Origin of the sequence: Kitasatospora sp. NPDC059812 (genome assembly GCF_042732075.1) — a bacterium.
Taxonomy (GTDB): Bacteria; Actinomycetota; Actinomycetes; order Streptomycetales; family Streptomycetaceae; genus Kitasatospora.
On record NZ_JBHWIO010000028.1, the window covers coordinates 42,032 to 68,152 of the forward strand.

Annotated in this window: 21 protein-coding genes; 11 read left to right on the forward strand and 10 right to left on the reverse strand. The window is 73.2% G+C overall.

Annotated elements, in window-relative coordinates:
- The first annotated feature begins 155 nt into the window (after positions 1 to 155).
- The 4 genes from ACFV6D_RS16630 to ACFV6D_RS16645 all read left to right on the forward strand — a co-directional run bounded on the left by ACFV6D_RS16630 (position 156) and on the right by ACFV6D_RS16645 (position 6,164).
- Positions 156 to 1,145, forward strand: a complete 990-nt coding sequence (locus ACFV6D_RS16630) for an alpha/beta fold hydrolase (protein WP_380560298.1) — start codon at positions 156 to 158, stop codon at positions 1,143 to 1,145.
- A gap of 77 nt (positions 1,146 to 1,222) precedes the next feature.
- Positions 1,223 to 3,409 (forward strand): serine/threonine-protein kinase, encoded by a 2,187-nt coding sequence (locus tag ACFV6D_RS16635; RefSeq protein ID WP_380560300.1) that lies wholly within the window; start codon positions 1,223 to 1,225, stop codon positions 3,407 to 3,409.
- Positions 3,406 to 3,708, forward strand: coding sequence for a glutaredoxin domain-containing protein (locus ACFV6D_RS16640; protein WP_279634944.1), 303 nt, complete (start codon positions 3,406 to 3,408; stop codon positions 3,706 to 3,708). Before ACFV6D_RS16635 ends, ACFV6D_RS16640 begins: the two co-directional genes overlap by 4 nt.
- A gap of 818 nt (positions 3,709 to 4,526) precedes the next feature.
- Entirely contained in the window at positions 4,527 to 6,164 is a 1,638-nt protein-coding gene (locus ACFV6D_RS16645) for a M4 family metallopeptidase (RefSeq protein ID WP_380490913.1), read from the forward strand.
- A gap of 94 nt (positions 6,165 to 6,258) precedes the next feature.
- Here ACFV6D_RS16645 and ACFV6D_RS16650 read toward each other — a convergent pair whose 3' ends face one another.
- From ACFV6D_RS16650 to ACFV6D_RS16660, 3 genes are all read right to left on the reverse strand, one after another.
- Positions 6,259 to 7,659, reverse strand: a complete 1,401-nt coding sequence (locus tag ACFV6D_RS16650; protein WP_380560302.1) for an MFS transporter — start codon at positions 7,657 to 7,659, stop codon at positions 6,259 to 6,261.
- 336 nt (positions 7,660 to 7,995) lie between these two features.
- Complete coding sequence (locus ACFV6D_RS16655; protein ID WP_380560304.1) at positions 7,996 to 9,000, reverse strand: ABC transporter substrate-binding protein; 1,005 nt, start codon at positions 8,998 to 9,000, stop codon at positions 7,996 to 7,998.
- Between the two features lie 59 nt (positions 9,001 to 9,059).
- The gene (locus tag ACFV6D_RS16660; RefSeq protein WP_063349958.1) at positions 9,060 to 9,848 is read right to left on the reverse strand and encodes a MerR family transcriptional regulator; all 789 of its coding nucleotides are present in this window, start codon (positions 9,846 to 9,848) and stop codon (positions 9,060 to 9,062) included.
- A gap of 319 nt (positions 9,849 to 10,167) precedes the next feature.
- On the opposite strand from ACFV6D_RS16660, the gene ACFV6D_RS16665 reads away from it, so the two are divergent.
- From ACFV6D_RS16665 to ACFV6D_RS16675, 3 genes are read left to right on the forward strand one after another with little or no spacing between them, the layout of a single operon-like run.
- On the forward strand, positions 10,168 to 11,730 hold the full coding sequence (locus tag ACFV6D_RS16665; RefSeq protein ID WP_380560306.1) for a flavin-containing monooxygenase: 1,563 nt from the start codon (positions 10,168 to 10,170) through the stop codon (positions 11,728 to 11,730).
- A complete protein-coding gene (locus ACFV6D_RS16670) occupies positions 11,727 to 12,725 on the forward strand; it encodes an alpha/beta fold hydrolase (RefSeq protein WP_380560308.1) in 999 nt (332 codons plus the stop codon). Before ACFV6D_RS16665 ends, ACFV6D_RS16670 begins: the two co-directional genes overlap by 4 nt.
- On the forward strand, positions 12,722 to 13,627 hold the full coding sequence (locus ACFV6D_RS16675; protein WP_380425469.1) for an SDR family oxidoreductase: 906 nt from the start codon (positions 12,722 to 12,724) through the stop codon (positions 13,625 to 13,627). The genes ACFV6D_RS16670 and ACFV6D_RS16675 overlap by 4 nt, the downstream gene beginning before the upstream one ends.
- Positions 13,628 to 13,738: 111 nt before the next feature.
- Here ACFV6D_RS16675 and ACFV6D_RS16680 read toward each other — a convergent pair whose 3' ends face one another.
- A complete protein-coding gene (locus ACFV6D_RS16680; protein WP_380425467.1) occupies positions 13,739 to 15,178 on the reverse strand; it encodes a PLP-dependent aminotransferase family protein in 1,440 nt (479 codons plus the stop codon).
- Positions 15,179 to 15,409: 231 nt separating this feature from the next.
- Between ACFV6D_RS16680 and ACFV6D_RS16685 the strand changes: the two genes are divergently transcribed.
- The gene (locus ACFV6D_RS16685; protein ID WP_363367350.1) at positions 15,410 to 16,006 is read left to right on the forward strand and encodes a LysE family translocator; all 597 of its coding nucleotides are present in this window, start codon (positions 15,410 to 15,412) and stop codon (positions 16,004 to 16,006) included.
- Between the two features lie 61 nt (positions 16,007 to 16,067).
- Here ACFV6D_RS16685 and ACFV6D_RS16690 read toward each other — a convergent pair whose 3' ends face one another.
- The 4 genes from ACFV6D_RS16690 to ACFV6D_RS16705 all read right to left on the reverse strand — a co-directional run bounded on the left by ACFV6D_RS16690 (position 16,068) and on the right by ACFV6D_RS16705 (position 19,259).
- Positions 16,068 to 17,081: a serine hydrolase domain-containing protein gene (locus ACFV6D_RS16690; RefSeq protein WP_380560310.1), complete on the reverse strand. Its 1,014-nt coding sequence runs from the start codon at positions 17,079 to 17,081 to the stop codon at positions 16,068 to 16,070.
- Positions 17,078 to 18,010: a DUF6895 family protein gene (locus ACFV6D_RS16695; RefSeq protein ID WP_380560312.1), complete on the reverse strand. Its 933-nt coding sequence runs from the start codon at positions 18,008 to 18,010 to the stop codon at positions 17,078 to 17,080. The genes ACFV6D_RS16690 and ACFV6D_RS16695 overlap by 4 nt, the downstream gene beginning before the upstream one ends.
- Positions 18,007 to 18,720, reverse strand: a complete 714-nt coding sequence (locus ACFV6D_RS16700; RefSeq protein WP_380560313.1) for a hypothetical protein — start codon at positions 18,718 to 18,720, stop codon at positions 18,007 to 18,009. Before ACFV6D_RS16700 ends, ACFV6D_RS16695 begins: the two co-directional genes overlap by 4 nt.
- Before the next feature lie 338 nt (positions 18,721 to 19,058).
- Positions 19,059 to 19,259: a hypothetical protein gene (locus ACFV6D_RS16705; RefSeq protein WP_380346242.1), complete on the reverse strand. Its 201-nt coding sequence runs from the start codon at positions 19,257 to 19,259 to the stop codon at positions 19,059 to 19,061.
- A 156-nt stretch (positions 19,260 to 19,415) separates the two neighbouring features.
- On the opposite strand from ACFV6D_RS16705, the gene ACFV6D_RS16710 reads away from it, so the two are divergent.
- Positions 19,416 to 20,189 (forward strand): SDR family oxidoreductase, encoded by a 774-nt coding sequence (locus tag ACFV6D_RS16710; RefSeq protein WP_363367066.1) that lies wholly within the window; start codon positions 19,416 to 19,418, stop codon positions 20,187 to 20,189.
- Between the two features lie 163 nt (positions 20,190 to 20,352).
- Positions 20,353 to 22,194, forward strand: a complete 1,842-nt coding sequence (locus tag ACFV6D_RS16715) for an ABC transporter ATP-binding protein (RefSeq protein ID WP_380560315.1) — start codon at positions 20,353 to 20,355, stop codon at positions 22,192 to 22,194.
- Positions 22,195 to 22,281: 87 nt separating this feature from the next.
- On the opposite strand, the gene ACFV6D_RS16720 is transcribed toward ACFV6D_RS16715, so the two are convergent.
- A complete protein-coding gene (locus ACFV6D_RS16720; RefSeq protein WP_063349968.1) occupies positions 22,282 to 22,950 on the reverse strand; it encodes a 1-acyl-sn-glycerol-3-phosphate acyltransferase in 669 nt (222 codons plus the stop codon).
- A 174-nt stretch (positions 22,951 to 23,124) separates the two neighbouring features.
- Between ACFV6D_RS16720 and ACFV6D_RS16725 the strand changes: the two genes are divergently transcribed.
- Positions 23,125 to 23,337 carry an EF-hand domain-containing protein gene (locus ACFV6D_RS16725; RefSeq protein WP_063349969.1) on the forward strand — a complete coding sequence of 71 codons (213 nt, stop codon included), beginning with the start codon at positions 23,125 to 23,127 and terminating at the stop codon, positions 23,335 to 23,337.
- 128 nt (positions 23,338 to 23,465) lie between these two features.
- Here the strand turns inward: ACFV6D_RS16725 and ACFV6D_RS16730 are convergent, their stop codons facing one another.
- Positions 23,466 to 25,676: a CDP-glycerol glycerophosphotransferase family protein gene (locus ACFV6D_RS16730; protein ID WP_380490894.1), complete on the reverse strand. Its 2,211-nt coding sequence runs from the start codon at positions 25,674 to 25,676 to the stop codon at positions 23,466 to 23,468.
- Positions 25,677 to 26,121: the final 445 nt, after the last annotated feature.

Below are 26,121 nucleotides of genomic sequence, written 5' to 3' on the forward strand. Positions count from 1 at the left end.
GTCTGGTGCCTGACAGCGAGTCCGGGCCCGGCCGTCGGCTAGGCCGCCGGGCGTCGGGGAGGCGCCCGGGACTCGTGGCAGTGGTGAGTAACGAACCCGCGTCACCCGGCACCACAGGCCGGGACCGGGCGGACGGATCCAGGGGGGAGCCGAACGTGCAGAAGACAGAGAACAAGCAGAACGCGCAGGAACCGTGGGGCACGCAGGACACGCAGGACACGCGGGCCATGCGGGACGTGCAGGACGCCATCGGGCAGGCGCTGGCCGAGCGCGTCCCCGGCGGGGTCCGGCAGGGCGAACTCGACCGTGGCGGGCGGGCATTGCGCTGGGTGGAGGCGGGGCGCGGCGGTCCGCCGGTGGTCCTGCTCGCGGGCTGCGGCACCTCGTCGCTGACCTGGGCGCCGGTGTTGCCCGAACTGGCCGCGCACAGCCGGGTCGTGGCGTACGACCGGGCCGGGCTCGGTGCCAGTGACCCCGATCGCGTCTCCGGCCCGTCGCTGGAGTCCCCGACCGGGGACCTGGCGGCCCTGGTGGAGCACCTCGGCGCCGGCCCGGCCGTCCTGGTCGGGCACAGCTGGGGCGGCCAGCTGGCCCAACTCCTCGCCTGGCGGCGCCCGGAACTGGTGGCAGGCCTGGTCCTGGTGGACCCGGCGCACGAGGAGTTCCAGCCACCGGCCATCCGCGCCGCCGAGGCCGTCCTGTTGCGGGTGGGGCTACTCCGGGCGGCCTTGACGCCCGCCGCCCGCCGTGCCGGGGGAACTGTCGCGAGGGCCGAGGCCGCCGTCGAGGCACACCGCCACCAGCGGCTGACCGTCCTCGACGAGAACCGGCTGACGGCCCTCGCGGTCTCCGAGCTCCGGCAGCGGCGCGCGGCCGCGCGGCTGCCCGACGTGCCGGTGACCGTGCTGAGCGCGACCGACGGCCTGCCGGGGGCGATGCGTGCCCGCTGGACCGTCCTCCAGTCACACGTCGTCGCCAGCGCCGCCAAGGGTCGCACATCGTCGTGCGTGGCGCCGGCCACCACGTCCACGCCGACCACCCGCAGGCCGTCGCCGCCGCCGTCCTGGAGGTGGTCGAGCACGCCCGGCAGGGCCGGGACAGCTGACGGCGGGGCCCTCAACCCCTGGCCGGACAGTGCCTGCTGACCGTTCGACCCCCTCTGGCACACTGGGGGGCCGAACGGCCCGCTGGGGAGGGTCATGACACACATGGGGGCGGGAGTATGAGGGGTCCGGGCGCCGTGCTCGGCGGGCGGTACACGCTGGTCGAGCGGATCGGCGGCGGGGGGATGGGTACGGTCTGGCGGGCCGACGACACGGTGCTGGCGCGGCCGGTGGCCGTCAAGATCCTGCACTCGGCGCTGTTCGAGGACGACACCTTCATCCAGCGCTTCCGCCGGGAGGCCCAACTGGTCGCCGCGATCGACCACCCGGCCGTCGTGGACGTCCACGACTACGGTGAGAGCGGCGGCGGTGCCGAGGGCAGCGAAGGCGGTGGTGCCGGGGACCGCTGCGCCTACATCGTCATGGAACTGGTCGACGGCCGGCCGTTGGACCGGGTGCTCGCCGAGGAGGGCCCGATGCCTCCCGAGCGCGCCCTCGGTCTGGTCGCCGCCGCGCTGGACGGCCTGCACGCCGCCCACCGCCGGGAGATCGTGCACCGGGACCTCAAGCCGTCCAACCTGATGGTGCGTATGGACGGCCGGGTGACCATCACCGACTTCGGCATCGCCCGGGCGATCGCCAGCACCAAGATCACCGCCTCGCACGCGATCGTAGGCACCGCCCTCTACATGGCCCCCGAGCAGGCCGAGGGGACGGGCACCGGGCCGGCCTCCGACCTCTACTCGATCGGCGTGGTCTGCTTCGAACTGCTCACCGGGAAGCCGCCGTTCGTCGGCGAGAGCGTGTTGGAGGTCGCGCTCAAGCACGTCCGCCAGCCGGCGCCGGAGCTGCCGGGGGCCTTCCCGGCGGCGGTTCGAGAGCTGGTCGCGAAGGCGCTGGAGAAGAAGCCGGAGGACCGGTTCGCCGACGCCGCCGAGATGGCGGCCGCGGCCCGGGCGGCGATCGGCGCGGAGGACGCGGGCGCTGCGGCGGGTGCGGCCGGAGCCCCGGCCGACACCGGGACGGTCGACCTCAGAGCTGCGGCGGCCGGGGGAGCGGCTGCGGGTGAAGAGGCCGGGGGCGGAGCGCCCGGGGGTGCCGGCGGGGCGAAGGCCGGTGCCGTGGTGCCGGTCGCTGACGGCGCCGACCAGCCCGCGTCGGGCGAGCGCCCGGCGTCGGGTGACGGCCCCGTGTCGGACGAGGTCGCGAAGGTGGGGCCGCAGCCGGTGACCGAGCCGGGCAAGCGCCGGTCACGTCGCGCACTGCTGGTGCCGGTGATCGTCCCCGTGGTCATCTCGATGGGCACGGCGACCGTCCTGCTGGTGGACCGCGGCCCCGGCCGGTCGGACGCGGCCGAGCCGCCCGCCGCCCAGCCGACCGTCGTCGTGACGGCCCCGGTGACCCCGGGCACGGGCACCCCGGCGGCCCCGGCCACGACGCCGCCCGCCACGCCGACACCTTCCGACACCCCGGTCGCGGCCCCGGCCGCCGACCAGCAGCCGAGCACCCAGAACCAGCCGGGCGCGCCCGTCCAGGCCCCCGCGCCGGGCGGCAACGGAGGCGCGGCGAGCCGGGGCACCGGCGCGGGCGCGGCAGGCGGCGGCAACGCGGCTGGTGGCGGCGGGGCTTCGGGCGGTGCCTCAGGCGGTTCCGCCGGCGGTTCTGCGGGAGGTGTCTCGGGCGGTTCCGCCGGCGGGGCTTCGGGCGGTCAGTCCAACCAGTCCGGCGGCGGGGGCGGGGGTGGGGGCGGCGCGGCAAACCAGCCCGCCAACCCCAATCCCAACCCGCAGCCCCCGGCCCAGAACGCGGCCGGTGGCTCCCCCGCCGGGGGCGGCTCCCCGTCAGGCGGCGGTTCTCCCTCGGGCGGCGGCAACCCGCCGGCCCCGCAGACCCCCACCCGGCCGCCGTCGTGCGGCGGCACCTCCTGGACCACCATCGTCAACGTGAAGGACGGCCGCCCGATCGGGATGGCCCGCGACGAACTGAGCGGCGACAACCCGATCGTGGTCGGCGGCGCGTCCCAGTACGGCTGGGTGCGGGCGACCAACCCCGGCTCCTGGATCAGTTTCAACGCCTGCAACAGCGGCGGGCCGCTGCTCGTCCAGACCATGGACGGCAAGGTCACCCTGAGCGGAGGCTTCAGCTTCCTGACCAACTGGACGGTGCGCAGCGGGTCCGCCCAGGGCTCCTACACGCTGGCCGACTACCAGAACCACAGCTGCATGACCGACAACGGCCCGGGGAACGCGGTCACCATGGTGACCTGCACCCCTGGCAACACGGCCCAGGAATGGCGGTTCCAGTGACAGCGACCGACGGAGCCGACGACGGCGTGGTCCTCTACTGGCGTCCGCTGTGCACGTTCTGCATGAACCTGCGCCTGGCGCTGCTCTTCACGCGCCTGCGCTACAGCCGGCGGTTCACCATGGTGAACATTTGGAAGGACCCGGACGCCGCCGCCTTCGTCCGCTCGGTCGCGGACGGCAACGAGACCGTGCCGACCGTCACCGTGGCCGGGCGACCGATGGTGAACCCGTCGATCCGCCAACTGCTCGCGGCGGTCCGGGAGTACGCGCCGGACGTGCTCCCGGGGAGGCCTCGCTGACCGGTCCGGGCGAGGAGCGGCACCCCTGCGCCCTCCCAACCCCGACCTCGTTGCCGTTGCCGTTGCCGCTGCCGCTGCCGCTTCTGCGACCGGACGGGCCCGGCGCCGGCGGCGGTTGAGCGCGTGTGCCGACCCGGCCCGGGTGTCCGTACGGGCAGGTCGCCCGGGAGTCGGGGCGGGCGAGCGGGGCGCCGCGGGAGCCGGGCGCCATCGCAGCCGCCGGTGGAGCAGGGGCAGTTGTGGGACACGGGGCCTTGTCGGCTCCGGTGCACCCCCGGGCATCGCGCTCAACTCACCGACTGCACTGAGGAGTCGGGCGAACACAAGGTTCGGTGGCGCTAGCAGATGGCCCGGCGGCGGGCAAGGGTGGCAGGTGGCGGGACCTCGCCAAGCGGATGTCAAGATTCCGTATGGGAAGTTCTACAGGGATGTAAAAGTCGATTCCGGCCCGCTCGGCTCCGCGCACCGAATCGACGTTCGACGGTCGATCGGACATCGGCGCAGGCGGTCGGCCGTGGTTCGGGTGGGAACCCACTGCAAGGCGCGGTGAATTACCCCGTTTTGCCCACCACTTGAGAGCCCCGGCGAGCTGGCGGGACCTGGCCAATCGCTGAAGTAGACCTGTCAATTCACCTGCTGGATTGTCATGCTTTTGGACAGCCCCGGCGGTAGCCCCCACCCCCACCCCTTGGTGGCTCGCCGCTCGACCGCCCGGGGTTTCAGCACGTCAGCGCCCATTCCGCCCCACAGGTGCCGACCCCGGCCCCCGGAACGCGGCGCGACCGCGTCCACACGCGGTTTCCCGGAAGGACTCGCACGTGAAGCGAAAGCTCGCAGCTGTCGCCGTACTGTCGGCCACCGCCCTGCTGACCGGTGTGATCCAGGTGAGCACCGCCGCCCAGGCCAGCCCCGTCGCCGGCCTCCAGGCCCAGGCCGACCACCAGCACGCGGCCGTGCTCGCGCTGGCCGGCGGCCAGTCCGGCCCGCTCGCCAAGGCCCTCGCCCTCGGCGAGAAGGAGCGGCTCGTCGCCAAGGACGCCGTGGTCGACAAGGACGGCACCCGGCACCTGCGCTTCGAGCGCACCTACGCCGGCCTGCCGGTGCTCGGCGGTGACCTGGTCGTCCACCAGAAGGCCAACGGCTCGGTCAAGTCGGTCGACAAGGCGGTCTCCGCCAAGCTCGCGCTGCCGAGCCTGACCCCGCAGATCCCGGCCGACCAGGCCGCCACGCAGGCCACCGGCGCGGTCAAGGCCACCGTCGGGGTCACCCTCGACGCCGACGAGTCCCCGCTGGCCGACGTGCACCAGACCGGCAAGGCCGAACTGGTCGTCTGGGCGACCGACGGCAACCCGCGCCTGGCCTACCGGACCACCGTCGAGGGCGTGCGCGCCGACGGCACTCCGAGCAACCAGGTGCTCGTCACCGACGCCGCCACCGGCAAGGTGCTGTCCACCCACGAGAAGATCCAGACCGCCGCCGGCACCGGCAAGGGCGTCTTCGTCGGCCAGGTGCCGCTCACCACCGCGCAGAGCGGCTCCAGCTACTCGCTGAAGGACGACAGCCGCGGCGGCCAGTCCACCACCGACATGAGCAACGGAACCGCCGGCAACGGCTCGCTGTTCGCCAACACCTCCAACAACTTCGGCGACGGCACTGCCAGTAACCGCGAATCCGCCGCGGTGGACGCCCAGTTCGGCGCGGCCACCACGTGGGACTTCTACAAGAACACCTTCGGCCGCAACGGCATCCGCAACGACGGTGTCGGCGCCGCGAGCCGCGTCCACTACGGCTCCAACTACGTCAACGCCTTCTGGGACGACAGCTGCTTCTGCATGTCCTACGGCGACGGCAACGGCGACGCCGCCCCGCTCACCGAGATCGACGTGGCCGGCCACGAGATGAGCCACGGCGTCACCGCCGCCACGGCGAACCTCAACTACGCGGGCGAGTCCGGCGGCCTCAACGAGGCCACCTCCGACATCATGGGCACGATGGTCGAGTGGTACGCCAACCTGCCCTCCAACCCGCCGAACTACTGGATCGGCGAGCTGATCAACCTGAACGGCAACGGCACCCCGCTGCGCTACATGGACCAGCCCAGCAAGGACGGCCAGTCCGCCGACTCCTGGTCCGCCGACGTGGGCAACCTCGACGTGCACTACTCGTCGGGCGTGGCGAACCACTTCTTCTACCTGCTGTCGGAGGGCAGCGGCGCGAAGAGCATCAACGGGTTCGACTACAACAGCCCGACGGCCGACGGCTCCTCGCTCGCGGGCATCGGCCGGGACAAGGCCGCGCAGATCTGGTACCGCGCGCTGACCGTCTACTTCACCTCCACCACCGACTACGCGGGCGCCCGGGCGGGCACCCTCAGCGCGGCGGCGGACCTGTACGGCAACGGCAGCGCCGAGTACAACGCGGTCGCGGCCACCTGGACGGCGGTCAACGTCAACTGACAACCGCCTGAGTGGGCCCTGCCGAATCGTGGGTGCCGGCCGGCAGGGCCGCACGGCGGAGGCGACGGTGTGCGGACCACCGTCGCCCCCGCCGTCATGTGCGCGGGGCGCGGCGCACGGGCGCGGCGATGCGGGGTTGGGCGCCGGAACCGCCAGGCCGACCGTCGGACCGACCTTTGGTTGGAGCGGTTGGAGCGGTTGGAGCGGTTGGAGCGGTTGGAGCGGTTGGAGCGGTTGGAGCGGTTGGAGCGGTTGGAGCGGTCGGAGCGGTCGGAGCGGTCGGAGCGGTTGGAGCGGTCGGAATACGGCGGCGGTAGCGCTGTTCGGTCGCGGTGCACGCGGCGAGCAGCAGGGCGGCCGCCGCCGCGGCCGCGGTGATCGCGAACGGCGCGGCGGCCGCGAAGTGCGTGGTCGCCCAGCCGCCCAGGAAGGTGCCGGCCGACTGAGCCAGGATCAGCGCGCTGACCAGCGCCGCCATCGCCTCGCCCAGCCGGACGGCCGGCACCGTCCGCTCGACCAGGCCGAACATCGTGATCATCTGCGGTGCGACCGCCACCCCGAGGAGGCCCACGGCGGCGGTCAGGCTCCACAGGCTCCCGGCGGAGACGAGCAGGACGCAGGTGGCGGCGAACAGCAGCACCGTGCCCGCCCGCAACCGGGACGCCAACTCCCACCGGGCGGGCAGGCCCGCGGCGGCGATCCCGGCCAGGGAACTGGTGAACCCGATGAAGCCGTACAGCAGTCCGGCGGCGCCCGGCCGGCCCAGGGCCTCCGTGGTGGCGGTCACCCCGACCTGCACCGAGCCGAAACACGCGCCCAGCAGCGCCATCCCGGCCAGCAGCAGGACGTAGGGCACGGTGAGCAGCCGCTCGGCGGAGCGGGCCGGGGACTTCGGGATGCCGGGGGAGGCCGTCGGGTGCAGCGCGAACAGGGTCGCGCAGACGCCGGACAGCACGGCCGCCACGAGCAGGCCGACGGCGGGGGAGGAGACGGTGGCGAGGACTCCGACCAGTGCGGGCCCGGCGGTGAAACCGACCTCGTCGACGATCCCGTCCAGCGACAGCATGACGGAGGTCAACTCCGTTTCACCAGCGGCCAATCGGACCCACCGGCTGCGCGACAGCGGGCCGACCAGCGGGACGGACAGGCCGACCACGGCGGCAGGCGCGAGCTGCCAGCCGAGGGCCGACCCGCGTTGCGAGGCGGCCACCAGCGCCACCAGTGCCGTCGCGTTGACCAGCGCGGCGACCAGCCCGACCGTCCGCTGCCCGCGGCGGTCCGCCAGTCGACCCACCAGCGGACCGCCGACCGCTTGGCCGACCGCCAGCGCACCGGCGACCAGGGAGCCGCGCCACACGCTGTCGGTGTTCCGGCTCACCAGCAGCAGGGTGCCGATCGGGCTCATCGCGTTCGGCAGCCGACCGAGCAGCGACCACAGCAGCACCCGGCCGCCGGTCAGTTGCGCTGCTGTACGGAACTTCACGACCACGGACATCGGTACGCCCCCACACGGAGCCGGTGCGGGCGCCCGCCTCCCGCCACCGGCCCGACCAGGCGACAGCGACCTGCGGGTGAGCCTCGACGGTAGGGGCGCGTCCGGGGGGTGGGTAATCGGTCGATCGACCAGTGGCGGCGGGGGCGGGGGCGGGGCGGGGTTGGAGGAGTGGACAGCGGGCGAGGCGTGAGAGGCCGCGGCGAACAGATGACAGATAACAGATTTCAACATCTGTTATCTGTTTTCTGTTGGCCGTCATCTGTTCGCCGTCGTCTGTCGGGTGTCCGCCGCCATCGGTTCGTGCGCCGCCGTCGGTCCGTGCGCCGCCGAGCGCGCTCAGGTCGCGAGGTCCTTCCGGATCTGGTCCAGGATCAAGCCGGCCCCGGTGTAGCCGATCCCGAGCATCCACAGGTTGTCGTCGACCCGGAACACCCGGCCGGTGCGGACGGCGTCCAGGTTCTTCCACAGCGCGCCATCGGTGATCCTGCCCTGGTCGGACTTGGCCGCGTCCCCGTAGACCGAGTAGAAGATGACGTCGGCCGCCGCCTGGTCCACCTGCTCGGGGCTGATCTCGACCGAGAACCCGGGCTTGTCCTGGTTGGCGGGCCGGCCGAGCCCGAGGTCTTTGAACAGCGAGCCGACGAAGGTGCCGTTGAGGTACAGCCTGGTCGGCGCGCCCGCGAGGAAACGAGCCATCTCGACCCGGGTGGCGGCGGCCTTGGCCGGGCCGCCGAGTGCGGTGACGAGGTCCCGAGCCTTCGTCCGGTACGCCGCGTCGGCCGCTTCGGCTTCGGCCTGCCGGCCCATCGCCTCGGCGTGCAGCCGGACGTTCTCCTTCCAGGTGGGCCCGGTGGTCTTGGACAGCACGGTCGGCGCGATCTTCGCCAGTTCGTCGTACCGTTTGTCGTCGCGCACCTGGTTGCTCAGGATGAGGTCCGGCCGCAGCGCCGCGATCGCCTCCAGGTTGGGCTGCCCGATGGTGCCGACGGCCTTCGTCGCGGCCAGCCGTTCGGCGGGCAGGTAGGCGGGGAAGGGCGCACCCTCGGTGACGGTGGTCGCGCCGACCGGCGTGAGCCCGAGAGTGACCACCGAGTCCAACGCGTCGGTGTCCAGCGCCACCACCCGGGTGGCCCGGGCCGGTACGGTGCTCTCGCCGCGAGCGTGCCGGACGGTCCGTGGGCCGGCCCCGCTGGATCTGCCGGAACTGCCTGGCTCGCCGGACCCGCCGGTCGAACCGGCGGACGGTGCTGGCGAGTTCGGGCCGCAGGCGGCGAGTGCGAGGCCAGGGGCGAGCCCGGCGGCGAGGCCGAGCGCGGCGCGGCGACTGAGCGGTCTGGGCATCGGCGGTTCCTCCAACGGGCGTGCAGGGCGCGGGAATCCCTGCCCTCCCGTTGGAGGGGTTACGCCTCGGTGTCGTTCTCCCGTCGCTGGCGCAGCAGTTCGTCGTACTCGGCGGGCACCCGCCGGTCCATCGCGAGGGCGAACTGCGCGTCGATGACCGTACGGGCCAGCGGCCGCACCCGCAGGATGCGTTCGGTGAGCCGGGCCGCCTCGCCGGGCGGCAGCGGGGCGTCGGCGGCGAGGGCGCCGAGCAGGTGCTCGCCGACCACGTCGATGAAGATCTCGGCGATGGCTTCCACGTGCTCCTGGGTGCGCCGGCTGGCGTCCAGCACCACGGAGAGCGGTACGCCCTCGGCGACGAGTGCGGTGGTGGCGTCCATCAGGCGGCGGCTGATGTGGGTGATCCCGTCGTCGTCGATCGTGATGTAGCCCTGGGCGATCGACTCGGCGGTGTTCTCCTCGGTGAGCTGGTCGTTGAAGACGGTCTTGAGTTCGTCCCAGTCCAGGCGCACCGGGGTCTCGTCCGACCAGGGGGCGACGATCGCGGCCTCCAGCCCGATCAGCTCGGCGACGTCCCGCCCGCTCTCGCCGGCGCCGATCAGTTCGGCGATGCCGCCCAGGGTGTGGCCGCGGTCCAGCAGTTCGCCGATCATCCGCAGCCGGGCCAGGTGCTCCTCGCCGTACCAGGCGATCCGGCCCTCCTTGCGCGGCGGCTGGAGCAGTTTGCGCTCGCGGTAGAAGCGCAGTGTCCGGCTGGTGATGCCGGCCGCTTCGGCCAGTTCCTCCACCCGGTACTCGCGTTTTCCGTCACCCGCAGCAGCTCTGACCTTGTCCACGGCGATCAGCATAGGTCCGCCACCTCCGAAGGCTCCCGGAATCCGGGTGGCCGCGCTTCTTCCATCCGGTGTCAGCAAGGGCTACCCTGCCAATCATGCCAGTGATTACTGGCGCGATTGGCGAGGCTCCGATGCCAGTCGTCGGGGGAGCCCTCTCGGCAGTACGGCAAGGCAGTACGCAGGGCAGTGCGCAGAGCATCATGCAGGGCAGCACCAGAGCGATACCGCGGCGTCGCCCGGGCGCATCAGGGCAACGCCAGGGCAGTACGAGAGCAGTCGAGCACAGTACGGCAGCGCGAAGATCATCGCCCCACCCTCAGGAGGAGGCCGCATGGCATCCAGCAGCAAGCGCCCCCGCCCCGGCACGTCCGGTGCCCCCGCGGCGGACGAGGCCGTCCCGCACGTGCGGGTGGCGGTGATCGGCTCCGGCTTCGGCGGTCTCGGCGCCGCGGTCCGGCTGCGCCGCGCCGGGATCACCGACTTCGTCGTCCTGGAGCGCGCGGACTCGGTCGGCGGCACCTGGCGCGACAACAGCTACCCCGGCTGCGCCTGCGACGTGCCCTCGCACCTCTACTCCTTCTCCTTCGCGCCCAACCCCGCGTGGCCGCGCAGCTTCTCCGGCCAGCCGGACATCCGCGCCTACCTGGAGAAGGTCGCCACCGTCTTCGGCCTCCGTCCGCACCTTCGGTTCAACACCGAAGTTCTGGAGGCACGTTGGGAGGTCGAGCAGGTCCGCTGGCGGATCACCACCTCGGCCGGCCAGTGGACCGCGGACGCCGTGGTCTCCGCCGCCGGACCGCTGGCCGACCCGCAGATCCCCGACCTGCCGGGGCTCGGCGCCTTCCCCGGCAAGGTGTTCCACTCCTCCCGCTGGGACCACGACTACGACCTGACCGGCAAGCGGGTCGCGATCGTCGGCACCGGAGCCTCCGCTGCCCAGATCATCCCGTCGATCCAGCCGAAGGTCGGCAAGTTGACGGTCTTCCAGCGCACGCCCGCCTGGGTCCTGCCGCGCCGGGACCGCGAGATCAGCCAGCTGGAGAAGTGGCTGCACGACCGCGTACCGGTCACCGGGAAGATCCGCCGCGGCACCCTGTTCGCCCTCCGGGAGCTCCAGGTGGACGCCTTCGTGCGCCGCCCGGGAATGCTGCGCGTGGTCCAGCAACTCGCCGAACGCCACCTCGCCCAGGGCGTTCCCGACCCGGCCCTGCGCGCCAAGCTCACCCCGGACTACCGGATCGGCTGCAAGCGCATCCTGCTCAGCAACACCTACTACCCGGCGCTCGCCGCGGCCAACACCGAGGTCGTCGCCTCCGGCCTGCGCGAGCTGCGCGGCTCCACTCTGCTCGCCGCCGACGGCAGTGAGCACGAGGTCGACGCCATCGTCTTCGGCACCGGCTTCCACGTCACCGACATGCCCATCGGGGCCCGGGTGTTCGGCGCCAACGGCACCAGCCTGGCGGAGGAGTGGAAGGACGGAATGGAGGCGCTGCGCGGCTCGGCCGTGCACGGCTTCCCGAACCTGTTCTTCGTGATCGGCCCCAACACCGGCCTCGGCAACAGCTCGATGATCCTGATGATCGAGTCCCAACTTAACTACCTGATCGACGCGTTGACCACACTCGGGTCGATCGGTGCCACCGCGATGCAGCCCACCGCCCGGGCCCAGCGGCAGTGGAACCTCGAACTCCAGCACCGGATGGACCGCACCGTCTGGACCACCGGCGGCTGCCGCAGCTGGTACCTGGATCCGAACGGCAAGAACACCGTGCTCTGGCCCGGCTCCACCACCGCGTTCCGCCGCGCCACCCGCAAGGTCGATCTCGGCGAGTACGAACTGATCATGCGCGCCGGCCAGGACGCCGCCCCTGCCGTGCAGGAGGTGTCCGCATGAGCGCCGCCGAGCTGCCCGCCGAGTACGTCCCGCCGACGCCTGTCGAGGAGTTGAGCATCCGATCGGCGGACGGGATCCGGCTGCACGCCGAGGTGCACGGCCAGCCCGGGGCGCCGACCGTCGTGCTCGCCCACGGCTGGACCTGCTCAACCGCCTTCTGGGCTCCGGTGATCCGCCAACTCGCCGACCGCTACCGAGTGGTGGCGTACGACCAGCGCGGCCACGGGCACAGCGAGATCCCGCCGAGCCGGGTCCGCTACTCCACCAGGGCGCTGGCCGAGGACCTCTCCGCCGTCCTCGCCCGGACCGTCCCGGCGGGGGAGAAGGCCGTGCTCGCCGGGCACAGCATGGGCGGGATGACCATCATGGCCGCCGGCGGTCGCCCCGAGATCGCCGATCGGACCGCCGCCGCCGTCCTGGTCTCCACCGGGCCGGGGGAGCTGGTGGCCGAACTCGCCGTGCTGCCCGAGGGGGTGCGCTCCCCGGGGCTGCGCCGCTTCCTGAACCGCCAACTGCTGCGCTCCCGGCTGCCGCTCGGACCGGTTTCGCCGGTCAGCCGTGTCGCGCTCAAGTACGCGACCATGGGCCCGGGTTCGTCCGCCGGGCAGGTGGAGGCGACGGCCCGGATCGTGCACGCCTGCCCGACCGCCGTCCGCGCCAACTGGGCGGGCGTCCTCGACCGTCTGGACGTCCACGCCGGGCTCGCCCGGCTCGCCGCACCGACCGCCGTCGTGGTCGGCACCGCGGACCGGCTGACCCCGCCGGTGCACGCACACCGGATCGTTGCCGAACTCGCCGACCCGCAGGGGCTGTTGCTGCTTCCTGGGGTTGGGCACATGGCGCCGCTGGAGCGGCCGGTGGAGGTCGCGGCCGAGATCCACCGCTTGGCCGCCGCGTACCTGTCCGCCGCGCCCGCTTCCGTCTCCGCTCCTGCCTCCTCCACCTCTGCCTCCTCCACCTCTGCGCCCGTTTCCGAGAGGACCGCCGCCGCATGAACGCCATCCCGCCGTTGTCCGCGCAGGTCGTCGTCGTCACCGGGGCCGCCCGCGGGGTCGGGGCTTCGCTCGCTCGCACGCTCGCCCGGCGCGGGGCCAAGGTCGCCCTCCTGGGGCTGGAGCCGGACGAGCTCAAGGCCGTCGCGGCGCAGTGCGGCGCGGCCGCGACCAGTTGGGAGGTGGACGTCACCGACCTCGACGCGCTCGGCGACGCCGCCCGCCGGATCAAGGAGCACTACGGCCGGATCGACACCGTGGTCGCCAACGCCGGCATCGCCATCGGCGGGCCGGTGGCGGACAGCGATCACCGGGCGTTCAGCCGGGTGATCGAGGTCAACCTGCTCGGCAGCGTCGCCACGGCCAGGGCCTTCCTGCCCGCCCTCGTCGAGAGCCGGGGCTACCTGCTGCAGATCGCCTCGCTCGCCGCGCTCACTCCCGCGCCGCTGATGAGCGCGTACTGCGCCAGCAAGTCCGGGGTGGAGGCCTTCGCCCACTCGCTCCGCGCCGAGGTCGCCTACCAGGGGGTCAAGGTCGGTGTGGGGTACCTGAGTTGGACCGACACCGACATGGTGCGCGGCGCCGACGAGGACACCGTGCTCAAGCAGATGCGGACCAGGCTGCCGTGGCCGGCCAACAAGACCTACCCGCTGGAGCCCGCGGTGGAGCGGATCACCGCCGGCATTGCCCGGCGGTCCGCCCACGTCTACGCGCAGGCCTGGCTGCGCGGCATGCAGCCGGTCCGCTGGCTGCTGCCGAGCCTGATCGCGGCTGTTGGTTCGCGCGACGTCGCCCGGATCGCGCCCCAGCTCGCCGCCACCGCCGCCTCCCGGTTGCGCGCAGTCGGTGCCGGCGGGGCTGCGGACACGGCGGTGCGAGGCGGTCGGAGCGGCGCCGTCGACTGACGGCCGTCGACTGACAGCTGACAGATTTCAACTGACAGATAACAGATAGCAGATTTCAACAGCTGTTATCTGTCAGTTGTTCGTCCGCCTGGCCGTCCGTCCGCCCGCCCGTCACTCCATCCACTCCTCCGCCGTCCCCCGCGCGATCCGCGCCAGCGTCTCCAGTGCTTGCGCCAGCACGGGCAGCGGCGGCGAGGCCAGGGCGACCCGGACGGCGGACGGGGAACGCCGGGGGTCGGCGGCGAACGCCGCCGCGGGTGTGACGGCGATGCTCGCCCGCGCCGCCACCGCGACGAAGGTCTCCGCCCGCCAGGCCGCCGGCAGCTCCCACCACAGGTAGTACGAGCAGGGGTCGGCCCGGACGCGCTGCCCCGCCAGCGCCTCGCGCGCCAGCAGCTGACGCGCGACGGCGTCGGCGCGCTTGGCCGCCGCGACCTCGGCCACGGTGCCGTCCCCGATCCAGCGCACGGCCGCCTCCAGGGCGAACCCGCTGGGCGTCCAGCCGCCCGAGCGCAGTGCGCCCGCGATCCGTTCGCGCAGCGCGGCGGGGACGACCGCGAACCCGGTGGTCAGCCCGGGCGCGAGCCGCTTGGAGAGGCTGTCGACGAGGACGGTGCGTTCCGGTGCGAGGCTGGCGAGGGCGGTCCGCTCCGGGCGGAGGAAGGACCAGATCGCGTCCTCGACGGCCGGCAGGTCGAGGCGGCGCAGCTCCTCGGCGAGGGCGGCCGTCCGCTTGTACGGCAGGCTCCCGCCGAGCGGGTTCTGCAGCCTCGGCTGGACGTAGACGGCGCGCAGCGGCGCGGCCCGGTGGGCGGCGGCCACGGCGTCGGGCAGCAGTCCGTGCTCGTCGACGGCCAGTGGCACGAGCGTGATGCCCAGTCGCTGGGCGACGGCCTTGACCACCGGATAGGTCAGCGCCTCCACCCCCAGCCGGTGGCCGGGCGGCACCAGCGCGGACAGTGCCGCGGCGATGGCCTGCCGTCCGTTGCCCGCGAACAGCAGCTCCTCCCCGGCGATCTCCGGGGTGACCTCCCGGGACCCGCCCGTCCGACCCCCGGCCGTCCGATCCCCAGCCGACGGGTCCCCGCCCGTCCGGTCCCCGCCCGTCCGGCGTTCGTCGGACAGCAGTGCCGCGAACGCCTGCCGGGCCGCGCCCGTCCCGGCCGCGCCCACCGGCGCGAGTGCGGCACCCAGCGCGTCCGCCCGGAGCAGCGGCGCCAGTCCGGCGGCCAGCAGTCCGGCCTGCTCGGGGACGGCGGGATAGTTGAGTTCCAGGTCCACCGGCGCGCCGGCCGGTTCGGCGAGTGCCACCTGCCCGCCGGTTGCCCCGCCGCCGGCCCCCTGTCCGGCCCGGACGAAGGTGCCGCGCCCGACCTCCCCGGTGGTCAGTCCGCGCCGGGTCAGTTCCCGGTAGACGCGCCCCGCCGTGGAGTTGGCGATGCCCCGGCTGCGGGCGAAGGCGCGCTGGGTGGGCAGTTGCTGGCCGGGTCGCAGCCGCCCGCCGGTGATGGCGTCGGCGATCTCGTCGGCGATCAGGCGGTAGTCGTCCATCGGCGGGACCCCTCCACGCAAGGTGATGGCATTGCACGGCATCGCATCGGCATTGCACCGAGTGCAAAGTCATCATTGCATTGAGATCGACGCCGGGCCTAGCCTCCTCGCATGGAAGCACTGACCCCCGCCGCTCCCGTCGCATCCGCCTCGTTCGACCTGCCCGCCGCATCCGCCCTGTCCGCCGTGGGCGGGCATGCCGTGCTCGGGATCGCCGCCGTGGCGCTCGGGATGGTGCTGACACCGGGGCCCAACATGATCTACCTGGTCTCCCGGTCGATCGCCCAGGGCCGCCGCGCCGGGCTGCTGTCGCTGATCGGGGTCGCGGCCGGCTTCCTGGTCTACCTGGCCGCGGTGACGGCGGGCGTGGCCGCCGTGTTCTCGGTGGTGCCCGCCCTCTACACCGCGATCAAGCTGGCCGGCGCCGGCTACCTGCTGTGGCTGGCCTGGAAGGCCGTCCGGCCGGGTGGTACGGCGGTGTTCGCCCCGCAGCAGCTGCCGCCGGACCCGCCGCGCCGGCTGTTCGCCATGGGCTTCCTGACCTGCCTGCTCAACCCCAAGATCGCCATCATGTACATCTCGCTGCTGCCCCAGTTCGTGGCGCCCGAGCGCGGTCACGTCGCGGTGCAGAGCCTGGTGCTGGGGCTGACCCAGATCGTGGTGGCGGTCACCGTCAACGGGCTGATCGCGGTGAGCGCGGGCGGCATCGCGTCCTTCCTCAACCGCCGTCCCGCCTGGCTGCGGTTCCAGCGCTATGCGATGGGGACGGTCCTCGGCGGCCTCGCCGTCCACATCGCCGCCGACCGCGCCAAAGCCGTGGCAGCCTAGGGCCGCCCGCCGCCCGCCGCCCGCCGCCTGGGCCGCAGCGCCGCACCCCCCAGGTCGGCTCCTAAGCCGTCCGCAGCACCTCGTACGCCGCCTGTAGGAACCGCCCGTCCAACGACGGCCCGGTGTTGGCCAGGGCCGCCACCGCGGCCGACGCCTGGGGCGAGAAGCCGACGAAGGCGGTGAACCCCCGGGTCGCCCCGGCGTGGAAGTACAGGTCGCGCCCGCCCGGGCGGCGATGGTTCCACACCAGGCACAGCTCGTCCGTCGAGCGCGGCAGCCGCAGCCGCGGCCGCTGGACCTCGCGCAGCGCGGCCGCCAACTCGCCGTGGCCGCCGTCGAGATGCGCCCTCAGGTAGCGCAGCAGGTCGGCCCCGCTCGCCCGGAGCGCGCCGGCCCCCGGCAGTCCGGGGATGCGCCAGGGCGGAAGTTCCTGTCCGCGCCGGTACCCGACCGCCCGCCCCGGCGAGTCCGCCGTACAGGTGGTGGCACCGAGGCCCAGCGGTCGGAGGACTCGTTCGGAGAGCAGTTCCCCGTAGGGCAACCCGCCCGTCTCGGCGAGTGCCCGCCCGAGCAGCGCGACACCGTAGTTGGAGTACCGGTACCGGCTGCCGGGCCTGCACCGTACGGTGGTTCGGGCCACTCCGGCCCTCAACTGCTCGTCCCCGAACGCGGCGTAAGGATTGCTGAACCAGGTCGGCACGGCGCGCGCGGCCAGTCCGGGCGGCAGCCGGGGCAGGCCCGAGGTGTGGGTGGCCAGGTGCAGCAGCCGGATCGGCTCGGGGGAGCGGACGGTCACCGGGCGCCAGCAGTCCGGCAGGCGGTGTTCGACCGTGTCGTGCAGGGAGACGTCTCCGCGCGCGGCCATCTGTGCCAGCAGCAGCGCGGTGAAGGTCTTGCTGACCGAACCGAGTTCGAAGACGGTGTCCGGCGAGCACGCGGCCGTCCGCCCGTGCCCGAGCCGCCCGTGGCAGCGCACCTCCTCCGCGTCCCCGCGCGTGACGGCCACGGTGACGGCGGTGGCGTACGGTCCGGCCGCGCGCACCGCCTCCGCGACCGCCGGACCCAGCCCGTTCACGCGACCGCCGCGGTGGCCCCGAGTGCCCGGGCGAGCGTGATGCCACCGGCCACCACCGCGACGACGGCGGTGTGCTGGTGGTCCTGGAACGCCCGCTCGCGGTCCTCGTCGACCGGGTCGGTGTCGCGCGGCAGCAGGCCGTCCTCGTGCTGGGCGGCGGCCAGCGCGTCCCAGCCCTGCCGTCCGGTGGCCGGTTCGCCGATGCAGGCGTCGACCACGAGGAGTTCGGCGGCGAGGTCCCACTGGCCGATCTCCAGCCAGATGTCGAGCCAGGCCGGCAGCCAGTCGCGCACGTGGTCGCGCATCGGCTCCGGCAGGCCGTCCGGGCGGGCGCCCCAGTCCGTGAGGTGGAAGACGGTGTGGGTGATGTCGTAGCCGGTCATCCAGTTGACGGCCCACGGTTCGGGCGTGGCGCCCAGCCAGGTGCCGGCGGCGAGTGCGGCCCAGTCCGGTTGGTGGGCGAGCCCGACGACCCGTCGGGCGTTGGCGACCCCCAGGCGTCGGTTGGGGTGGATCTCCTCGGCGTGCGCGGCCCGCAGCCGGCTGAGCGAATCGAGCAGTTCCTCCAGCGCGGGGTGGCGGTAGCCGGCCCGGGCGAAGTGGGCGTAGGTCTCCAGCGGGTCGGTCATGGTGAAGTGGCGCAGCTGCCGCTCGTACAGCAGGTCGCCCTCGCGCAGTTGCCCCCAGGCGTGGTCGAGCAGCGCGCGTGCGGTGCGGGCCTCGGTGGGCCCGGTGACGCCGTCGCGCAGGATCAGCGAAGCGGCCAGCGCGATCTCGCCGAGCGGCTTGTAGGCGTCGTCGGGGTCGGAGAGGTCGACCACGGTGTTGTCCGGGATCCGGCCGAGGCCGTCGGCGTGGGAGGCGTGCAGCCAGGCCAGCGCGCGGGAGGCGAGCCGCTGCGCGGTGGCGAGGACGTGGGTGTCGGTCATCGGACCCGGCTCCGTCGGTCGGTCGGCGGACGGGAGGAACGGTCGAGCATCCGACGGGCGACGGCCAGCTCAAGTCCGGTGCGGGCGCTGCCGTTACCGGCCAGCCGGATGCGTTCCAGGACGGGCTCGACCCCCAGCCGCAGCGGCCGGCCTTCGGCACCGGCCCAGGCGAGCCAGCGGGCGAGCCGGGCGGCGGTGGGGAGGTCGCGACGCAGCATGGAGCGGACGGTGCCGCGGGCAAGGGCCAGGGTGTGCGCGCGGGCGGTGTCGTGCACCGGGCCGTCGAGCCCGGGCAGTGCCAGGACGGACAGCTGCGCCATTCGTACCGACCAGGTTTGCCAGCCGACGGCCTCCGGGCCCGGAGGCGGCACGGGCGGTGGGGCACCGGTTCCGTACGGCGTGCGGGCGAGCACCTGCCCGGCCGCCCAGTCCTGCCATGCGATCACCGGCGCGGCGTCGGCCGAGACCGCTGCCGAGTCCAGTGCCGAGTCCGGTGCCGGGTCCGGTGCCGGAAAGGCCTGCCGGGCCTCGGCCAGCAGTACGGCGGTGGGCCCGTCGGGCGCGGCCCCGGTGAGTAGTTGCGGGGCGAAGAGGTCTGCGCCGAGCACCCGCAGTGCGGCCAGGGTCGGGCGCGGTACGGCGCCGTCCGGGTCCGCGAGCGCGGCTGCGCCCCCGTCACCCCGGAGGGCGTCAAGGGTCCGGCGCGCCACCCGTCGACGGCTGCGGCGTACTCGTCGCGCAGTGGCGTCTCGGCGAAGGGCATCGGTGGTGTTCCTCCTGGTCGGGGAGCCCCCGGCGGGCGGCCTCGCGGGAGTGGGCTCGCGGGCGCGGGTTCACGAGAACGGGCTCACGAGCCCTCGTCAGGCCCGCCGAGGCGCCGGGGAAGGGGTGGGCCGGTCCACGTCGGCGGACCGGCCCCGCGATCGGGCCGCCCGGCACCGGCCCCGCGATCGGGCCGCCCGGCACCGGCCCCGCGATCGGGCCGCCCGGCACCGGCCCCGCGATCGGGCCGCCCGGCTACCGGGTCGGTGATCGGGTCGCCCGGCTGCTAGCGGGTCGACTTCTCCTTCGGCGGCTTCGGCGACAGCAACAGCGCCAGCAGCAGGAGTCCGAGGGCTTCGGGCGAGTACGTGGGCGCGTCGGACACGACGGCCTCGTCCTCCACCATCAGGCTCGCGAGTGTGTCCGTCTCGACGCGCGTCGCGGTCGGCGTGGTCGTGGTCTGGTGGGTCCGGCAGTGAGTAAGCATCAGAAGTGCCTCCTCAGTCGAGCGTCACCACCCGGTCGGGCGATGCCCCCGTCCGAACGGTAAGGGCGCGGTCCGGTACCTGCATCCGCAGACGGCCGGGCCGGGATAGTCCGTTCGGAGTGGGCGCGGCCGCGGTGAGTCGGTACCGTCGGGGGCATGACCACAGCCTTGATCACCGGCGCGACCGCCGGCATCGGAGCCGCGTTCGCCCGCCGGCTCGCCCGCAGCGGCTACCGGCTCGTCCTGGTGGCCCGGGACACCGAGCGCCTGGAGCGCGCGAGCGCCGACCTGCACGCCGAGTACGGAGTCGAGGTGGAGGTGCTGACCGCCGACCTCGCCACCGACGAGGGGATCGCGGCCGTCGAGGCCCGGCTCGCCGACTCCGCCCGCCCGGTGGACCTGCTCGTCAACAACGCCGGTTTCGGCAACAAGGGCGCGTTCGGGACCGTCCCGCTCCAGGACGAGCTGGACATGCTGAAGGTGCACATCGAGGCGATCCTGCGGCTGACCACGGCGGCCCTGCCGGGGATGCGCGAGCGCGGTCGCGGCGCGGTCGTGAACGTGGCCTCGGTGGCGGCGTTCCTGCCGCGCGGCACGTACGGGGCGAGCAAGGCGTGGGTGGTGAGTTTCACCCAGGGCGTGCTGCGCGACCTCGGCGGCACCGGGGTGCGGATGATGGCGCTCTGCCCGGGCTTCACCCGTACCGAGTTCCACCAGCGGGCGGGCATGGGCACCGGCAACATCCCGGCCTGGTCCTGGCTCTCGGCCGAGCGGGTGGTGGCGGAGGCGATGCGCGACCTGGCCCGGGGTCGGTCGGTGTCCGTGCCGGGCAAGCGCTACAAGGCGGTGGTGGCCCTCGCCCGCCTGTTGCCCTCCGGTCGGCTGGGCGGCCTGTCCTCGAAGGCGGCGCGCAGCTACCGGACGAACTGACGCGGTCGGGGCGGTCGGGGCGGCCGGAGTGGCCGAGCGGTCGGGCGGCCGGAGGGGCGGTCGCCATGGGAATAGATCCAGCCTCACTATTAGCTAGTCTAACTATGAGCTATTCTCGCTATGCTGGCGGCCGTCCGACCGCCCCACCCACGGAGGTTTGCCCTTGAGACCCACCACCATCAACTGGACCCCGCCCGAACGCGCCCAGGGCGAGCCCCGCCCGCCGGCCCAGTGGCGGCGCATCCTCGCCCTCTTCCGCCCGTACACGGGCCGCCTCACGGTCGTCGGGCTGCTGGTGGCCGCCTCCGCCGTGGTGTCGGTGGCCTCGCCGTTCCTGCTCAAGGCCGTCCTGGACACCGCGATCCCGCAAGGCCGCACCGGGCTGCTCAGCCTGCTCGCGCTCGGCATGGTTCTCGCGGCCGTGGTGAACAGCATCTTCAACGTCCTGCAGACGCTGATCTCCACCACCGTCGGCCAGCGCGTCATGCACGACCTGCGCACCGCCGTCTACAGCCACCTGCAACGGCAGTCGCTGGCCTTCTTCACCCGCACCCGCACCGGCGAGGTGCAGTCCCGGATCGCCAACGACATCGGCGGCATGCAGTCCACCGTGACGTCCACCGCGACCAGCCTGGTCTCCAACTTCACCGCGGTGATCGCCTCCGTGGTCGCCATGGTCGCGCTCGACTGGCGGCTCACCGTCGTCTCGCTGCTGCTGCTCCCGCTGTTCGTCTGGATCAGCCGGCGGGTCGGCAACGAGCGCAAGAAGATCACCACCGAGCGGCAGAAGCAGCTGGCCGCGATGAGTTCGGCGGTCCAGGAGTCGCTGTCGGTCAGCGGCATCCTGCTCGGCCGCACGATGGGCCGCTCCGACTCGCTCGCCCGTGAGTTCACCGGGCAGTCCGACCAGCTGGCCGACCTCGAAGTGCGGGCCAGCATGGCCGGGCGCTGGCGGATGAACACCATCCAGATCGTCATGGCCGCGATGCCCGCGGTCATCTACTGGGCGGCGGGGCTGTCCGCGGCGGGCGGCGCACCGATCGTCTCGGTCGGCACCCTGGTCGCCTTCGTCACCCTCCAGCAGGGCCTGTTCCGCCCGACTGTCAGCCTGCTCTCCACCGGCGTGGACGTGCAGACCTCGCTCGCGCTCTTCCAGCGCATCTTCGAGTACCTCGACCTGCCGGTGGAGATCGCCGAGCCGCCGAAGCCGCGGAACCTGACCGACATCCGCGGCGAGGTCCGCTTCGAGGACGTCGACTTCCGCTACGACTCCGCGCAGGAACGGCCGACGCTCTCCGGGATCGAACTCAAGGTCCCGGCCGGGAGCTCACTGGCCGTGGTCGGTGAGACGGGCTCCGGCAAGACCACGCTCAGCTACCTCGTCCCGCGGCTGTACGACGTCACCGGCGGCCGGGTCACCATCGACGGCGTGGACGTGCGCGAGCTGTCCTTCGACACGCTGGCCCGCGCGGTCGGCGTGGTCTCCCAGGAGACCTACCTCTTCCACGCCTCGGTCGCCGAGAACCTGCGCTTCGCCAAGCCGGAGGCCACCGACGCCGAACTGGTCGAAGCCGCCCGGGCCGCGCAGGTCCACGAGACCATCGCCGCCCTGCCGGACGGCTACGACACCCTGGTCGGCGAGCGCGGCTACCGCTTCTCCGGCGGCGAGAAACAGCGCCTCGCGCTCGCCCGGACGATCCTGCGCAACCCGCCGGTGCTGATCCTCGACGAGGCCACCAGCGCGCTCGACAACCGCACCGAACAGGCCGTCCAGCAGGCCGTGGACACCCTGGCCGCCGGCCGCACCACCATCACCATCGCGCACCGGCTCTCCACCGTCCGGGCCGCCGACCAGATCGCCGTCCTCGACCACGGCGAGGTGGTCGAACTCGGCACCCACGAGGAACTGGTGGAGCTGGACGGCCGCTACGCGGCACTGCTGCGCCAGGAGGCGCCGGAGCCGGCCGCCGTCGTACCGGAGGCGGCCGCGCTCGGACACGTGTGAACGGCTCGCCCCGGTGCGGCGCGGCGAGGCGTGATGCGGCGGGTGTGATGTGGCGCGGCGAGGTGTGGCGCGGTGCGCGGCCGGGGCCTACGCGGCCTTCGGCGCCTCGTTGTAGCGCTCCGCGACCTCCTGGCCGGAGAGCCGCTGGATCGCCGCCATCACCTCGTCGGTCACCTGCCGACGGGCCTTCAGCGAGCGGGCCTGCCCGTGCAGCTCGTCGAAGTGCAGCGGCTCGCCGAACCGGACGGTCACCTTCTTGATCCGCGGCACCCGCTTGCCCACCGGCAGGATCTGCTCCGGTCCCTCCAGCGCCACCGGCACCACCGGCACGCCCGCGGTCAGCGCCAGCCAGGCGACGCCCGTCTTGCCCCGGTAGAGCCGGCCGTCCAGCGACCGGGTGCCCTCGGGGTAGATGCCGAAGGCCTTGCCGTCCTCCAGGATCTCCAGCGCCGACTCCAGCGAGGCCTGAGCGGAACGGTAGGTGCCGCGCTCGACCGGCACCGCGCCGATCGCCTCGAAGAAGTCCTTGGAGAGCCGGCCCTTGAGCCCCGTCCCGGTGAAGTACTCGGCCTTGGCGAGGAAGTGGACCCGGCGCGGGGCGGTGAGCGGGATCACCACGCTGTCGATGAAGGACAGGTGGTTGCTGGCCAGGATGACCCCGCCCTTGCGCGGCACGTTCTCGATGCCCTCGATGGTCGGCCGCCAGATGCCGCGTGAGACGGGTTTCAGCACCAGCCTGGTGGCGAGATCGAGCATGGTCCCTCCCTGGACGAACGATCGCCCGGGAGGAGCCCGGGCCTGCAATCAGATCCGCAGACTACGACAACCACCCCCGCGGCCGTCCACTCCCGGCGACCGTGGCGCGCACCACGGCCGGGTAGGGTACGCCCGTCCGAACAGAGCGCAACCCCGCAGTACCAGGAGGGCACGATGGAGACCACCGAGGCGATCAAGGCCATGTTCGACCGTTTCGACAAGAACGGCGATGGCAAGATCACTCCGGCCGAATACGCGCTGGTCGCGAACGAGATGGGCGACCACGCCGTGACGCTGTCGATGGCCGAGGCCCTGATCCACGCCATGGACACCCGTCACCAGGGCTTCCTGACCTTCGACGAGTTCCTGGCCGCCCGCCAGCGCTGATCGTGCCGACGGGTCCGGTCGCCGTACCGGCGGCGCCGGGCCCGGTGCCGCACGGCTACTCACGGCTCCTTAAGGCTCCTCAGGGCTCCTCACGGATCCTCAAGGCTCCGGGAGCGCCGCGGGGCGCCTCAGGACTCCACCGGGAACACCCGGCGCACCACCCGCTCCGCCGCACCGCCGTCGTCCCACGGGCAGAACCGCGCCCGGAAGCGGGCCCGCGCGGCCGGCTCCGGATCGCCCGCCAGCAGCGCCTTCGCCAGCCCGTCCGGGTCCACCGTGACGGCCCCCGGCGGCTGCTCGAACAGGTCGAAGTAGACGCCGCGCACCCGCTGGTACTCCTCCCAGTCCGGCGCGAAGATCACGACCGGCCGGTCCAGCACCGCGTAGTCGAACATCATCGACGAGTAGTCCGTCACCAGCGCGTCCGCCGCGAGGTAGAGGTCCTCCACGGTCGGGTGGGCCGAGACGTCGACGATCGCGGCCGAACCCTCGCCCGCCGCCAAGTCGCCCGGGCCGCCAGTGTGGAAGTAGTGCGTGCGCACCAGCAGGGTGAAGTCAGGGCCCAGCCGCCGGGCCAGCTCCCGGACGTCCAGCAGCGGCACGTAGCCGCCCTGGTCGCCGCGGTGGGTCGGGGCGTACAGCACGGCCGTGGTGTCCGGCCGCAGCCCGAACCGCTCGCGCATGGCCCGCACTTCGTCCGGTGTGGTGTTGGCCAGCCGGTCGTTGCGCGGGTAGCCGGTGTCCAGCATCTCGTACCGGCCGGGGAAGGCGCGGGTGAAGTGCTCGCTGGTGTGCGGGTTGGAGGAGACCAGGAAGTCCCAGCGGTCGACGGCCTCCTGGAGCCGCTCGAAGTCCATCCCCTCCGCGGCCTCGGGGCGTTCGCGCAGGTCCATGCCCATCGCCTTGAGCGGGGTGCCGTGTTGGGTCTGCACATGCACGGTGCCCGCCCGCTTCGCCATCGTGCGCGGGAAGTTGACGTTGTTGACGAAGTACTTGGCGGTCGCCATCGCCTTGAGGTAGGCGGGGGTGTTGACGATCACGTACGGCACGCCGGGCGGCATGGCCGCGGCCTGCCTGCGGTTCTCCACCACCCACACGCCCCGGATCTGCGGCGCCAGTTCCCTGGCCTTCTCGTAGATCGCCGCCGGGCTGCACGCGTAACCCCGGTGCCAGTACGCCGCGTAGACCGCCAGGTGCTCGTCCAGCGGCAGCCGGCGGAAGGCGTTGTACGCGGTGAACCGCGCGCCGCTGCGCACGCCCTTCTTCACGGCCGGGGCCACCGCCCTTGCCCCGCGCTTGAGTTCGCGCGGCAGCTGCCCGGTGCGGCGCAGCTCCGCGTACGCGATCCGGGCGCCGCGCGCGGCCAGCCGGTACTGCACGCCGCGCACGCCGCCGGGGTAGCGGTAGCCGGTCGGGCGGTGCCGGGCGAAGTGCCGGGCGATCTGGCGGAAGAAGTCCTTGCGCCGGTCGGCGGGGACCAGCCCGGGGGTGTCGTAGACGTTCAGCGCCTGCCGGACGGTCCGGTCGAAGACCAGGGTGCGCAGTGCGTCGGGGACGGGTCGGCCGGGGCGGTCCGGGCGGTCCAGGAAGGCGAAGATCGCGTCGTACTGGGCGAACACGTCGGCGTGCTTGGGGGAGGCGGTGGCGGTGATCGCGCCGTCCCGGCCGCGCCGGTAGAAGTAGCAGGGGCGGTCGAGGTAGCGCAGCCGCCCGGCGGCCAGCAGCGCGGGGTAGGTGACCGAGATGTCCTCGTAGTAGCCGCGGCCGAAGGAGACGCCGAGGCCCTCCAGGAAGGCGCGGCGGAACACCTTGTTCCAGACCGACATCACGGTCTGGAACAGCGCCGGGTGTTCGGCCAGCGTGCACCCCTCGACCAGCGGGGAGTCGGCCAGTACGTGGCGCCAGGGGTTCGGCTCGGTCTCGCCGTCCGGGTAGACGTGGGTGAAGCCGGTGAGCAGGACGTCGGCGGGCGTCCCGGGCCCGCGCTCCCGCTCCTGCTCCAGCTCCAGTTCGTCCAGGATCGCGCCCACCGTTCGCTCGGGCAGCCAGTCGTCGCTGTCCACGAACCAGACGTACTCGCCGCGCACCTGCGCCAGGGCGGCGGTGCGGGCGCCGCCGAGGCCCTGGTTCTCGGTGAGGTGCAGGACCCGCAGTCGGGGGTCGCGGGCCGCGTAGGCGTCCAGGATCGCGCCGGAGCCGTCGGGGGAGAGGTCGTCGACCGCGATCACCTCGAAACGGGACTCCGTGGCGGGGGTGTCGCCGAGGATCGAGTCGAGGCAGCGCGGCAGGAACCGCTCCACGCCGTGGACCGGGAGCACGATGCTGAGGAGGAGGGGCACGCTGGCCGAGTCTACCGATCGACCGGGTGCGACCTGCGGGGACGTCCGACCGGGGTGATCGGCCGAGGTGACCGGCCGGGCTGACCGGCCGCGGTGGAACCGTGGCCACGATCGCCGCTGGGCCCGGAACCGCCGGTGCCGGGCCCTGAACGGGGCGGCACCGGCAGCCTGGCGGCGGCCCGGCCGACCCTCTACGGCCGACCGCCTTTCCGGGCACCTCGCGAGCCTGGCCACCGCAGCGTCGAGGCGGCCGGGCAGTGGCTCGCGGGAGCCGGAGTTCTTCATCACTCGAACACGCACCCGGGTGCGATGCGGGCGCGGACGCGTTCTCACAGATATTGCTTGGAGGATTCCCCGGAGTCAATCCCTCGAATGTGTTCACTTCATGAAGCCTGGAGGTGTCGACCGGTCGCTTTGTCGACGGCCCCGGCTGTCCCCTATATCC